Consider the following 12,994-nt stretch of genomic DNA (forward strand, 5'->3'; position numbering starts at 1 on the left):
AGGCAAGGGGCATTTCCTGAGAGTCATGTGCGGCACGTTTACCCAACCCCCTATAAGCCAAGGATATTTCACTCAAAGTATGTAAGTCCCAGGAAAGGTCTGAAAGGCTCCATAAAACCGGATGCCTCCGAGATGGCGTTTTTTTGTAGGGCAATTCTTTTATCGCTGTGGGGTGGGTCTCTGCTTGCTGTTGCTTGGGGGGGAACGCTATGCCAACTAGGAAACGACTAGGCTATTGTGCTTGCTCTAAATAATTCGAACAGCGAAATTGGACTTTCTCATGAATAAAGTGCTGATCGTGGATGATCATCCCGTCATTCGTCTTGCTGTGCGTATGCTAATGGAGCGTCATGGTTATGAGGTCGTTGCCGAGACCGATAACGGTGTCGATGCGTTGCAACTTGCACGGGAGCATATGCCGGATATTGTGATACTGGATATCGGGATTCCAAAACTTGATGGGCTGGAAGTTATTTGTCGACTGTCTTCTACCAAGCAGCCTGCACCGTTCAAGGTGCTGGTGTTGACGTCCCAGGCACCTGGACATTTTTCCATGCGCTGCATGCAGGCGGGGGCTGCGGGCTACGTGTGCAAGCAACAGGACCTCACCGAGTTGCTGAGTGCCATCAAGGCGGTCTTGTCGGGCTACAGCTACTTCCCGAACCAGGCGCTCAACTCGGTACGCTCCACCATGGGCAATGCCAGCGAGGCCGATATGGTCGAGCGCCTCTCCGGGCGGGAAATGATGGTATTGCAGCAGTTGGCGCGGGGCAGGACCAACAAGGAGATTGCCGACGGCATGTTCCTCAGCAATAAGACCGTGAGCACCTACAAGACGCGTTTGCTGCTCAAGCTCAATGCGCGTTCGCTGGTGGACCTGATCGAACTGGCCCAGCGTAACGGCTTGGTATAGAGGAGGACATCGTACAGCGCATTGCCCGGGTAACCGGCAGAAAAAAGCCTCCGTGAAGGAGGCTTCCGGCTGTCGATCGCTCGATCAGAAATCGAAGTCGTAATCGGCCAGCTGTTTTTGCAAGCGTCGTTCTTCCAGCAGATTATCGATAGTACGGCGTTTGCTCAAATTGGTCTTGGCGACCTCTGCCTCAGGTGCCTCTGCTACATCGTCGTCCGACTCAACGAGGTCGTCTTCCACTTCCAGTTGCTCTTTGCCAGTGCTCATAAGGTTCACTCCGGGCTAAGACTGCCGTTGGCGCTCCTTATAACGATAATCCATGATCCGGTAAAAAAGATTTTTTCAATCGACTGATTGGGAAAACCAATGATCCGTCAATCGTCGGACGTCTTGTCCTTGTATTCGCACAGGTCTTCGATGCGACAGCTGCCGCAGCGTGGCTTGCGCGCCTGGCAAACATAGCGTCCGTGAAGGATCAGCCAGTGGTGGGAGTCCAGCAGATACGGCTTGGGCACGAACTTCATCAGCTGCTTTTCCACCTCCACCACGTTCTTGCCACGGGCGATGCCGGTGCGGTTGCTGACCCGGAAAATATGGGTGTCCACGGCCATGGTCAGTTGCCGGAACGCGGTGTTGAGTACCACGTTGGCGGTTTTGCGGCCGACGCCAGGCAGCGCTTCCAAGGCTTCACGGGTTTGCGGTACTTCGCTGCCGTGCAGCTCCACCAACAAGCGGCAGGTTTCGATGACGTTCTTGGCTTTGCTGTTGTACAGGCCGATGGTCTTGATGTACTCCGACAGCCCGTCCACCCCCAAGGCATAGATCGCTTCGGGGGTATTCGCAACGGGATAGAGCTTTGCTGTGGCCTTGTTCACCCCGACGTCCGTGGATTGAGCCGACAGTATCACCGCAATCAGCAACTCGAACGGCGTGGTGTAGGCCAGTTCGGTTTTGGGTTCTGGATTGTCTTCGTGGAGCCTGCGGAAAATTTCCAGGCGTTTTGCGGCGTTCATGGGGTGGGGTTTTCCTGGCAGTCTATCGGCGGGATTGTAACAAGACACACAGCAGGTTATGCAGGTCAGGTGTTGCCGTGGGCATCCACTTGGCGCTGCGCCTCGTCTAAGTGGTGTTGCGCCTCGGCCAGTTGCTGCGGGCTGGCGTTCAAGTCCTTGGCCTTCTTCAATTCCGCGCGGCGCATCGCCAGTTGGATTTTGGCGCGTTTCAGGTCGCCAGTACTCACCGCTGTACCCGCTGCCTTCGTTTTGGTGCCCAGCTCCAGGGCCGTCAGCGCGTGTTCTGCCGCTTCGAACTGCTGCTGCAAGACGATCAACTGTGACTGCTGTTCAAAGGTGGGAGGGTGACCGAAGGCCTTCAAGGATTTATGCAGTTGGGCGCGACTCATAGCGACCGCAATTTTGGCTTTTTTGATCGCAGCATCCTGTGCTGTAGCCGCCTGCACAGGTAAAACCGGCACTGAGCGTTTGGCCCGAGCCACGCGTTCAGCAAGCTTTTGCGCTTCTTCCCGTTGCAGTCGCGCATTACGTTGCTCATAACGCCGCCTTGCCCGGTCGCGTTTGAGGCTGCGCTCATGGCGTTGCTGATCTGTGATGGTCAGGTCTCCCACGATCAGTACGGTGGTTGTCGGGCGCATTTCAATGCAGTCAACGGGGCAGGGCGCGACGCACAGGTCGCAACCGGTGCACTCATCGACGATGACCGTGTGCATCAGCTTGGCGGCGCCGACAATGGCGTCCACCGGGCAGGCCTGAATGCACTTGGTGCAGCCGATGCACTCGGCTTCGCGGATATAGGCGATCTGTGCCGGGGCTTCTCCTCGACTGGTATCGAGTTCCAGCACCGGCACGCGCAGCAATTGCGCAAGACCTGCAAGCGTCTCCTGGCCGCCAGGCGGGCACTTGTTGATCGCTTCGCCTTGAGCAATACCCTCGGCGTAAGGCTTGCAGCCTGGGTGCCCGCATTTGCCGCATTGGGTCTGAGGCAGCAGCGCGTCGATACGTTGAATGAGGTTCATGCTGTGATCATGGGCATGCCGGTTAAGCAAACTGGGCTTAGTGCGTGGTTGAGCGTTCTTGTGGCGAGCGGGCTTGCCCCGCGATGGGCTGCAGAGCAGCCTATCATTGCCAGCGCGGTTTTACAGATAGAACCGGGTGCGTGGTGTAGGGCCGCTTCGCGACCCAGCGCGGGCAAGCCCGCTCACCACAACCACACCTACAGACCTTGCAGGATTACTTGATGCGCTGACCCGGCTTGGCGCCGCTGTCAGGGCTGAGCAGGTAGATCTCTTCCCCACCAGGGCCGGCCGCCATCACCATGCCTTCGGACACGCCGAATTTCATTTTTCGAGGCTTGAGGTTGGCGATCATCATGGTCAGGCGACCATCGAGCTTGGACGGGTCCGGATAAGCGCTCTTGATCCCGGAGAACACGTTGCGTTGCTCGCCACCGAGGTCCAGGGTCAGGCGCAGCAGCTTGTCGGCACCTTCCACGGCTTCAGCTTTCACGATCAGCGCGACACGCAAGTCCACCGCGGCGAAAGCGTCAAAGTCGATTTCCGCAGAGATCGGGTCTTTGGCCAACTCGCCATTGCCAACGGGTGCAGCCGAACCGGTATCGGTCTGGCTGGCGACCAGGTCTTCTTTCGAAGCGTCGGTCATGGCCTGGACTTTGACCGGGTCGATGCGGGTCATCAGTGGCTTGAACTCGTTCAACTGATGGTTGCTGAGCAAGGTGGCGTGATCGTTCCAGGTCAGTGGCGCCACATTGAGGAACGCCTCGGCGTCGGCAGCCAGCAGCGGCAGCACCGGCTTGAGGAAGATCACCAGTTGGCGGAACAGGTTGACACCCGTGGCGCAGATCGCCTGGACTTCCGCCTGCTTGCCTTCCTGCTTGTTCAGCGACCACGGCGCCTTGTCGGCGATCCAGGCGTTGGCGCGGTCGGCCAGGCCCATGATCTCGCGCATGGCGCGGGCAAAGTCGCGGGCTTCATAAGCATCGGCAATGCTGGGTGCGGCGGCCAGGAAAGCGTCGGTCAGTTCCGGCGCAGCGTTCTCGGCCACCAGCAGGCCTGCGTTGCCCTTGTGGATAAATCCGGCACAACGGCTGGCAATGTTGACGACCTTGCCGACCAGGTCCGAGTTGACCTTCTGCACGAAGTCTTCCAGGTTCAGGTCGAGGTCGTCGACGCCACGGCCCAGCTTGGAAGCGTAGTAATAGCGCAGGTATTCCGGCGACAAGTGGTCCAGGTAGGTGCGCGCCTTGATGAAGGTGCCACGAGACTTGGACATCTTCTGTCCGTTGACCGTCAGGTAGCCGTGCACCGCAATGCCCGTCGGTTTGCGGTAGCCCGAACCTTCAAGCATCGCCGGCCAGAACAGTGCGTGGAAGTTGACGATGTCCTTGCCGATGAAGTGGTACAGCTCGGCCGTGGAGTCCTTGTTCCAGAACGCGTCGAAGTCCAGCTCCGGCGTGCGGTCGCAGAGGTTCTTGAAACTGGCCATGTAGCCGATCGGCGCGTCCAGCCACACGTAGAAGTACTTGCCCGGCTCGCCCGGGATCTCGAAGCCGAAGTACGGCGCATCGCGGGAGATGTCCCACTGCTGCAGCCCGGCGTCCAGCCATTCGGCGATCTTGTTGGCGACGGCGTCCTGCAAGGTGCCGCTGCGGGTCCAGGTTTGCAGCATCTGCTGGAAATCCGGAAGCTTGAAGAAGAAGTGCTGGGAGTCCTTGAGCACCGGGGTGGCGCCAGAGATCGCCGACTTGGGGTTCTTCAGTTCGGTGGGCGCGTACGTCGCACCACATTTCTCGCAGTTGTCGCCGTACTGGTCTTCAGTGCCGCATTTCGGGCAGGTGCCCTTGATGAAGCGGTCGGCCAGGAACATTTTCTTTTCCGGGTCGAAATACTGGGTCACCGAACGCTGGTCGATATGCCCGGCTTCTTTCAAGCGCAGGTAGATCTGGCTCGACAGCTCGCGGTTTTCTTCGGAGTGGGTCGAATGGAAGTTGTCGAAATCCACCAGGAACTCGGCAAAGTCGGCGCTGTGTTCAGCCTGCACGTTGGCGATCAGTTGTTCCGGGGTGATCCCTTCCTTTTCGGCGCGCAACATGATGGCCGAACCGTGGGCGTCGTCCGCGCAGACATAAATGCATTGATTGCCGCGATGCTTCTGGAAGCGCACCCACATATCGGTCTGGATGTACTCAAGCATATGGCCAAGATGGATGGAACCATTGGCATAGGGCAGGGCGCTGGTGACGAGGATCTTGCGTGGCTCGGACATGGGGCTCGGCTACTTGATGAAACGGAGGTCGGCCACTATAAAGCGCCGGGAAATATATTTCACCCCGTGACGCTGTTTCAGAATCTTCCTGACCTGCGAAAGCATGCCGTTACGCCGCTGGAACGGTTAGGATAGCCGCCTGTTTCAGTCAGTCTTTTTCGGGAGTAGCCCATGAGCGCCGTCAATCGCGCAGCGGTGGAAGCCGTGCTTCGCCAATACACCGACCCCTATTTGAACCAGGACCCGGTCAGTGCCGGCTGTGTGCGTTCCATCGACGTCCAGGGCGACCAGGTGTCGGTCCAGCTGGAACTGGGCTACGCCGCCGGCCTGTTCAAGAGCGGCTGGGCGCAGATGTTGCAGATGGCCATCGAAGGCTTGGACGGCGTGCGTTCTGCCAAGGTCGATATCCAATGCGTAATCGCCGCGCACAAGGCCCAGGCGCAGATCCCGGGCCTGGCCAACGTCAAGAACGTGGTGGCTGTGGCCTCCGGCAAGGGCGGCGTGGGTAAATCCACCACGGCCGCCAACCTGGCCCTGGCCCTGGCCCGCGAAGGCGCACGCGTGGGCATTCTCGACGCGGATATCTACGGCCCGAGCCAAGGCGTGATGTTCGGCATCGCCGAGGGCACCCGACCGAAGGTCAAGGACCAGAAGTGGTTCGTGCCGATCGAGTCCCTGGGCGTGGAAGTGATGTCCATGGCCTTCCTCACCGATGACAACACGCCGATGGTCTGGCGTGGACCGATGGTCTCCGGCGCCTTGCTGCAATTGGTCACCCAGACCGCCTGGGGCGACCTTGATTACCTGGTGATCGACATGCCGCCAGGCACGGGTGATATCCAGCTGACCCTGGCACAGAAAGTCCCGGTCGCCGGTTCGGTGATCGTCACCACGCCCCAGGACCTGGCGTTGCTCGACGCAAGGAAAGGCGTGGAGATGTTCCGCAAGGTCAATATCCCGGTGCTGGGCGTGGTGGAGAACATGGCGGTGCACATCTGCTCCAACTGCGGCCACGCCGAGCACTTGTTCGGCGAAGGTGGTGGCGAGAAGCTGGCCACCCAGTACGGCGTGGAGTTGCTGGCTTCACTGCCATTGTCGAGGGGGATTCGTGAGCAGGCTGACGGCGGCAAGCCGACTGTTGCGGCGGAGCCTGATGGCCAGATCGCTATGGTGTATCAAGAGCTTGCCCGTCATGTGGGCGCACGTATTGTGCTGCAGGAAGCCGCAGCGCCAGCGATGCCGACGATCACGGTCAGCGACGACTGAGAATCTGGAAGGGAAAGAGCCTCGACAGCGTCGGGGCTTTTTCATGTCTGGACGGCGACAAAGGGAGAGATTTCTCATTTACGCAATTGGTCGTGTAAGCATTTGCTTACTTTTTCGTAAGCGTTTGGTTTTTTTACCCGCCAAGTACGTCCTATTTAGTCGAAAGATTTTTCTATCTTATTGAAAGATAACAATTAATTAACGGGTGTTGAGCGCGAAAGTCTGCCTGCCATAGGAATGGAACCCGTTGAACTTCCTTTGGAACTCTCTAACATCAGTCCTGTGTCCACGGATTGGCACAGCCATCAAGGACCGATGGTTGAAGGAACGTCGCAGGATGCGATTCATCAGGATGATGAAAAGGAATACAGGGACTAGGGAAAAAATGTGGGCGGGTCATACCGCCCCTTTTTTTTGCCTGCAGGAAAGTGAAACCCACCTTCCAGAAACGCAAAAAGGCCCGCAAGGGGCCTTTTGGGAGGCGACGCTATCAGCGTTCGAGGTCTGCAATCTTACCTTTTTTGCCATCCCACTCCGCTGCATCCGGCATCGGGTCTTTGCGTTCAGTGATATTCGGCCAGATTTCCGCCAGCTCGACGTTCAACTGAATGAATTCCTGCATCTCTGCCGGGACTTCATCCTCGGAGAAAATAGCGACGGCCGGGCATTCAGGCTCACACAGGGCGCAGTCGATGCACTCATCCGGGTGGATAACCAGGAAATTCGGGCCTTCGTAGAAGCAGTCCACCGGACACACTTCGACGCAGTCGGTGTACTTGCACTTGATGCAGTTGTCGGTAACGACGAAGGTCATTTCTAATTTTCTCCTCAGGCGGCGGCAGCGAAACCCTTTGTGGCAGGGCTCGCGAGGTTCGGGAGCGATAGTCTGCAGGCCAGGCTAAAAGCCCGCAGCATCCCAAACCGCGCGAGAGTCTACCAGCTTGCAAGCCTTAGCGTTATATCCGAGTCTTCAGTGCATATAACATTTCGAGCGCTTTTCGCGGCGTCAAGTCATCCAGGTCAAGCTTTGCCAGCTCATCCAGTACCGGATGGGGCAGGCTGGCGAACATGTCGCTTTGATGCGGTGCGGCCGGTTTGCTGGAGGCTTTGGCGGGGCTGGCTACCGCCGTTTCATGGGGCAGGGCCGTGGTTTCCAGGCGGCTGAGGTGTTCGCGGGCGCGGGTGATCACGTCATTCGGCACACCCGCCAGTTGGGCCACGGCCAGGCCGTAACTCTGGCTGGCCGGCCCCGGCAGTACGTGGTGCAGGAACACGATACGCTCGTTGTGCTCGGTGGCGTTCAGATGCACGTTGGCCACCAGCGGTTCGCTCTCCGGCAAAACAGTCAGCTCGAAGTAGTGGGTGGCAAACAGGGTGTAGGCACGCAAGTGCGCCAGGCGCTCGGCCGCCGCCCAGGCCAGGGACAGGCCGTCGAAGGTGCTGGTGCCCCGGCCCACTTCGTCCATCAACACCAGGCTGCGTTCGGTGGCGTTGTGCAAGATGTTGGCGGTCTCGCTCATTTCCACCATAAACGTCGAACGGCCACCGGCCAGGTCGTCGCTGGAACCGATCCGGGTGAAAATGCGATCCACCAGGGACAGCTCGCAACTGGCCGCCGGCACAAAGCTGCCGATATGCGCCAGGAGCACGATCAAAGCGGTCTGGCGCATGTAGGTGGATTTACCGCCCATGTTCGGACCGGTGATCACCAGCATGCGGGTATCGTCGTCCAGCGACAGATCGTTGGCGACGAACGGCGTGGTCAGCACCTGCTCTACGACCGGGTGGCGACCTTGCACGATGCGCATGCACGGCTCGCTGACAAAACGCGGGCAGTTCAGGTCAAGGTTCAATGCACGTTCGGCCAGGTTGCTCAGAACATCCAGTTCGGCCAGGGCGCTGGCGGTGTCCTGCAGCGGCGCCAACTGGCTGATCAGGTCTTCAAGCAGGTTTTCATAGAGCATCTTCTCCCGAGCCAGGGCGCGGCTCTTCGCCGACAGCGCCTTGTCTTCGAATTCTTTCAGTTCGGGAGTGATAAACCGTTCGGCACCTTTCAGTGTCTGGCGACGTTGATAGTCGATCGGCGCCGACTCGGCCTGCTTGCTCGGTAACTCGATGAAATAACCGTGCACGCGGTTGTAGCCGACTTTCAGGTTGGCCAGGCCGGTACGGGCTTTCTCGCGGGCTTCCAGGTCAATCAGGAATTGCCCGGCGTTCTCGCTCAGGGCTTGGAGTTCGTCCAGCTCGCTGTCGTAACCGGTCTTCAATACGCCGCCGTCGCGGATGATTGCCGGCGGGTTGTCGATGATGGCTTTTCCCAGCAACGCCGCCAGTTCCGGGTAAGTACCGGCCGTGACCGCGAGCTGTTGCAGGTGCGGCGTATCCAGTTCGGTCATCGCCGCTTGCAACTGTGGCAAGGCTGCGAGGGCATCACGCAGGCGCGCCAAGTCGCGCGGGCGCGCATTACGCAGACCGATACGCGCCAGGATGCGCTCGATATCGCCGATTTCCTTCAGCTGTGGCTGCAGCTTTTCAAAGCGATAGCCGTCCAGCAGGCAAGTAATAGACGTCTGACGCGCCTGCAGCACGCTCAAGTCGCGCAGCGGACGGTTCAGCCAGCGGGTCAGCAAGCGGCTACCCATGGCCGTCTGGCAACGGTCGACCACCGATTGCAGGGTGTTGTCACGCCCGCCGGCCAGGTTGGTGTCCAGCTCCAGATTGCGACGGCTTGCGCCATCGAGCACCACGGTATCGTCCAGACGCTCATGACGCAGGCTGCGCAAATGCGGCAGGGCCGTGCGCTGGGTTTCCTTGGCATAGCCCAGCAAGCAACCTGCTGCACCGATGGCCAGGGTCAAGGTTTCACAACCGAAGCCTTTAAGGTCCTGCACCGAGAACTGCTGGCACAGGCTTTTCAGCGCCGAATCGCGTTCGAAGTCCCACGGCGCACGGCGCTTGGCCCCACGGCGTTTTTCAGCCGGCAGATCCTTCGGCCAATCATCCGGGATCAACAACTCCACGGGGTTGATACGCTCCAGCTCCGCCAGCAGGTTCTCCCAGCCTTTGATCTCCAGCACGCTGAAGTTGCCACTGGTGATGTCCAGCACCGACAGGCCGAACAGGCGCTCGTCGCCCAACACCGCTGCAATCAGGTTGTCGCGGCGCTCATCCAGCAGCGCCTCATCACTCACCGTCCCCGGCGTAATAATGCGCACCACCTGACGTTCCACCGGCCCCTTGCTGGTGGCCGGATCGCCGATCTGCTCACAGATCACCACGGACTCGCCCAATTTCACCAGTTTGACCAGATAGCCTTCCAACGAATGATAGGGAATCCCACACATCGGAATCGACTGCCCTGCCGACTGCCCGCGCGCTGTCAGGGTGATATCCAGCAACTTGGCGGCCTTCTTCGCGTCTTCGTAGAAGATCTCGTAGAAGTCGCCCATGCGGTAGAACATCAGCTGATCAGGGTGCTGGTTCTTGAGGCGCCAGTACTGCTGCATCATTGGGGTGTGGGAGGACAGGTCTGAAGTGGTTTTACTCATTGGGTCGTAGGCAAATTCGTTGAAAGGAGTGGGGCAAATGTGGGGCATTCCGCCCTGCGATTTTGCGATGGGCGCAAGGTTAACACGCGAGGTCGGGGCTTCGCAGGTCGCGTACGGTTAGTAAAGTGCAGGACGAAAGTCAGGGGCGGAGAGCAGGTTGTAAGAGCCGCTATTTTGCCCTGCGGCCACTGGCGGGGAACAAGCCTCGGATAACGCCGAGAAAAGCGGCAAACAAGTTGATTGAGGTTGCGGTAGTAATAGCAATCAACACGTTATCGGAAAAGGGAGCTTTGCCGGAGTAGTACGTTGACCAACCATTCCACACAAGTAACACCGCCCAAAAGATCACGCCGCACGCAGCAAACCAGAAAGCACGCCCCGCATATTTCTTGCGCAGCAGCCGTTCAGCCTTCTGATCTTTCAGGTTTTGGTTTCTTTCGTCGTCAGCGCCTACTGCCTGCTCGCCTCCGGGTTGGGAGTCCTGGTCGGGCCCTGATGCGGGGGGCAGGGTCAGTTCCAGGGTGTCGAGTTCCTCATTCACGGTTGCGGCTCTTTGGGTGAATGAGCTGCGCCATTTCCTTCCAGTCAATGGCGGAACCATCCGCGCCCCTGAGTGCCCAGGCGGTACCTTCCTCGTGGGAGAGGTTGGACAGTTGGGTGCCCGACCACTTGCCGTATTTATTGATAATGCGGTCAATCAAACGATGGGCGTAGGTGTCGCTTTCAGGAATTCTCGGGGTTACGAAGACGATGTCTTCGACGTCGGGCTTAAGGTTGCTGAGCAGCGACGTCACCGGGCGGCTGCCGTAGGATTTCAGCTCATGATAAAGCGATGGAATGACCGGGCCGTATTGCCAGCGGGCAAAGTGGTCATCCATAAGGGGGAGCTCCCTTTCACGCAGATGCCAGGACTGGGTGTAAAACAGCAGCTTTTGAAGCTTCATGGGCGTCAAGCCTGCAAGCTTGCCTTCCTTGGCGCGTTCAATGAAGGCGTTAGCAACAGCTAGAGCTGAATAGGCCATGAGCACCTCCGGAATGGCTGGCTACGTTATTACAGAGTCTCATATATAGGCTCGGGCTTGTCGACATGCAATGACGTCGGCTGACTGATGTCGTGTTGTTTCCCGGCCTGGTTTGAAAAGCTGTATCCAGTGTGGTGGATAGTAGTGAGTAGACCACTGTTTGCATAGCCAGTATTTTGTGTCAAATTCCAGCGCAATAGGGATGAATGCATAAATTATGCAAATTAGCATTTGCCAATGCTAAAAACCCCCGGCACTATCCACGTTATGCAAAAACGCAACGTTTCTATCGTCTTACGCGAACTGCTGGACCGCGACCGGATCTCCCCCACGGAGCTTCACCGGCGTACCGGCGTGCCTCAATCCACGCTGTCCCGGATCCTCAGCGGCAAGATCGTTGATCCGTCGGACAAGCATATTTCCCGCATCGCAGAGTACTTCCGCGTCAGCACTGACCAGCTGCGCGGGCGCGCGGCAGTTGGCGTTTCGCGGGAGGACGGTCGCGACCCGATGCATTCGGAACTCAAGGACATAAGCCTGTGGGATGACGACACGCCCGTTAACGACGACGAGGTGTCGATCCCCTTTCTGCGCGAGGTTGAATTGGCTGCTGGATCAGGAAGATTCGTCATCGAGGAAAGCGAGAAGGCCAGCTTGCGGTTCGGCAAGCGCAGCCTGCGTCATAACGGCGTGCAGTTCGACCAGGCCAAGTGTGTGACGGTGCGTGGCAACAGCATGTTGCCGGTGCTGCGTGATGGCGCGACGGTCGGGGTGAATGCGGGCAAGAGTGGCATTGGCGATATCGTTGATGGCGACTTGTATGCCATCAACCACAACGGCCAGTTACGGGTGAAACAGCTCTATCGCCTGCCTTCCGGGATTCGCCTGCGCAGTTTCAATCGCGATGAGCACCCGGATGAGGACTATAGCTTCCAGGATATTCAGGATGAGCAGATCAGCATCCTCGGCCATGTGTTCTGGTGGGGCATGTACGCGCGTTAACCTTCTTCTGTAAGACGAAGCCCGCCAACGAGCGGGCTTTTTTTCGTCTGTGAAAAACCACCAAACCCGCTGCCCATAAGGTCGAAAATGCATTCGTGCATTTGTGCGGTAAAAATAAATGCATTTGTGCATTGACTGTATATGCATACATGCATATTCTTCGTCTCAAGCCAGCCAACAAGGTGGTGGAGGCGGCAAGGATGCTGCCAAGGAAGACAAGGAAGGCACGCAACACCGGCAAGGACGCCATCCGAGCGATGGCAAGGAAGCCAGCAACACCGGCAAGGATGCCGACGCTCTTTAGTTTCACCGCTTTAAAAGAACAGGCAGCGATGAACCGGCCTTAACGGTTCAGAGGGTTGGCAACTGACCCGGGTGTGCAGCGTAAAGCACCAGAAGCAGTTATCCGGCAGACAAGGATCGTGGTCGGAAAAACATCTCAGGAAAGAACCGTACCGCGCCAGTAGCGCCGAACGTTCGAATATGGACCGCATTACTGAAAAGCCCGGGCGACCGGGCTTTTTGGAATGCCTACCTATAAATGGATTTACCCAAGAGCCGGCCCTGTGCCGGGAGTGCTCAGCCAGGAGGCGTGACATGACAAACGAGCAGCAAGCGTTAGCGGAAATGCCTATCTGGCTGGTGATCGTACTGGCCCTGATCGGTGGTGTATCCGGCGAAATGTGGCGCGCCGACAAGGAGGGAGCCCGCGGTTGGTCACTGGTACGGCGCCTGGCCTTGCGGTCCGGAGCATGCATGGTCTGCGGCGTTTCAGCGTTGATGCTGTGCTACGCCGCCGGCATGTCGATCTGGACCGCCGGCGCCATTGGCTGCCTGACCGCTATGGCCGGCGCCGACATGGCCATCGGCCTTTATGAACGCTGGGCCGCCAAGCGCATCGGGGTCGACGAGACCCCAACTTCTCGCCCGGATCAGCAGTAACCG

The 12,994-nt window shown here is 58.4% G+C and carries 13 protein-coding genes; 5 read left to right on the forward strand and 8 right to left on the reverse strand.

Annotated features, from left to right (window positions below; translation table 11 throughout):
- The first annotated feature begins 280 nt into the window (after nt 1-280).
- Nucleotides 281-913, forward strand: a complete 633-nt coding sequence (locus tag PF1751_RS05625) for a response regulator transcription factor (RefSeq protein ID WP_010212736.1) — start codon at nt 281-283, stop codon at nt 911-913.
- 84 nt (nt 914-997) lie between these two features.
- Here the strand turns inward: PF1751_RS05625 and PF1751_RS05630 are convergent, their stop codons facing one another.
- The 4 genes from PF1751_RS05630 to metG form a co-directional block, all read right to left on the reverse strand.
- The gene (locus PF1751_RS05630; RefSeq protein ID WP_010212735.1) at nt 998-1,180 is read right to left on the reverse strand and encodes a PA3496 family putative envelope integrity protein; all 183 of its coding nucleotides are present in this window, start codon (nt 1,178-1,180) and stop codon (nt 998-1,000) included.
- 107 nt (nt 1,181-1,287) lie between these two features.
- Nucleotides 1,288-1,926 (reverse strand): endonuclease III, encoded by a 639-nt coding sequence (gene nth, locus PF1751_RS05635; RefSeq protein WP_010212734.1) that lies wholly within the window; start codon nt 1,924-1,926, stop codon nt 1,288-1,290.
- A gap of 65 nt (nt 1,927-1,991) precedes the next feature.
- Nucleotides 1,992-2,945: an electron transport complex subunit RsxB gene (gene rsxB / locus PF1751_RS05640; protein WP_010212733.1), complete on the reverse strand. Its 954-nt coding sequence runs from the start codon at nt 2,943-2,945 to the stop codon at nt 1,992-1,994.
- A gap of 214 nt (nt 2,946-3,159) precedes the next feature.
- Complete coding sequence (gene metG, locus PF1751_RS05645; RefSeq protein ID WP_021492527.1) at nt 3,160-5,211, reverse strand: methionine--tRNA ligase; 2,052 nt, start codon at nt 5,209-5,211, stop codon at nt 3,160-3,162.
- Nucleotides 5,212-5,382: 171 nt separating this feature from the next.
- On the opposite strand from metG, the gene apbC reads away from it, so the two are divergent.
- Nucleotides 5,383-6,477 (forward strand): iron-sulfur cluster carrier protein ApbC, encoded by a 1,095-nt coding sequence (gene apbC / locus PF1751_RS05650; protein WP_010212730.1) that lies wholly within the window; start codon nt 5,383-5,385, stop codon nt 6,475-6,477.
- 490 nt (nt 6,478-6,967) lie between these two features.
- On the opposite strand, the gene fdxA is transcribed toward apbC, so the two are convergent.
- From fdxA to PF1751_RS05670, 4 genes are all read right to left on the reverse strand, one after another.
- A complete protein-coding gene (gene fdxA / locus PF1751_RS05655; protein ID WP_003208688.1) occupies nt 6,968-7,291 on the reverse strand; it encodes a ferredoxin FdxA in 324 nt (107 codons plus the stop codon).
- Nucleotides 7,292-7,433: 142 nt separating this feature from the next.
- Complete coding sequence (gene mutS / locus PF1751_RS05660) at nt 7,434-10,025, reverse strand: DNA mismatch repair protein MutS (RefSeq protein ID WP_042571726.1); 2,592 nt, start codon at nt 10,023-10,025, stop codon at nt 7,434-7,436.
- A gap of 169 nt (nt 10,026-10,194) precedes the next feature.
- Nucleotides 10,195-10,566 (reverse strand): hypothetical protein, encoded by a 372-nt coding sequence (locus PF1751_RS05665; RefSeq protein WP_010212726.1) that lies wholly within the window; start codon nt 10,564-10,566, stop codon nt 10,195-10,197.
- The gene (locus PF1751_RS05670) at nt 10,559-11,047 is read right to left on the reverse strand and encodes a Panacea domain-containing protein (RefSeq protein WP_010212724.1); all 489 of its coding nucleotides are present in this window, start codon (nt 11,045-11,047) and stop codon (nt 10,559-10,561) included. Before PF1751_RS05670 ends, PF1751_RS05665 begins: the two co-directional genes overlap by 8 nt.
- 267 nt (nt 11,048-11,314) lie before the next feature.
- On the opposite strand from PF1751_RS05670, the gene PF1751_RS05675 reads away from it, so the two are divergent.
- From PF1751_RS05675 to PF1751_RS05685, 3 genes are all read left to right on the forward strand, one after another.
- Nucleotides 11,315-12,049, forward strand: coding sequence for a LexA family transcriptional regulator (locus PF1751_RS05675; RefSeq protein WP_010212723.1), 735 nt, complete (start codon nt 11,315-11,317; stop codon nt 12,047-12,049).
- 149 nt (nt 12,050-12,198) lie between these two features.
- Nucleotides 12,199-12,396, forward strand: coding sequence for a hypothetical protein (locus tag PF1751_RS29165; RefSeq protein WP_021492473.1), 198 nt, complete (start codon nt 12,199-12,201; stop codon nt 12,394-12,396).
- Between the two features lie 250 nt (nt 12,397-12,646).
- Nucleotides 12,647-12,991 (forward strand): phage holin family protein, encoded by a 345-nt coding sequence (locus tag PF1751_RS05685; protein ID WP_010212721.1) that lies wholly within the window; start codon nt 12,647-12,649, stop codon nt 12,989-12,991.
- Nucleotides 12,992-12,994 lie beyond the last annotated feature (3 nt).

This window comes from Pseudomonas simiae (genome assembly GCF_000934565.1).
GTDB classification, from domain to species: Bacteria; Pseudomonadota; Gammaproteobacteria; order Pseudomonadales; family Pseudomonadaceae; genus Aquipseudomonas; species Aquipseudomonas simiae.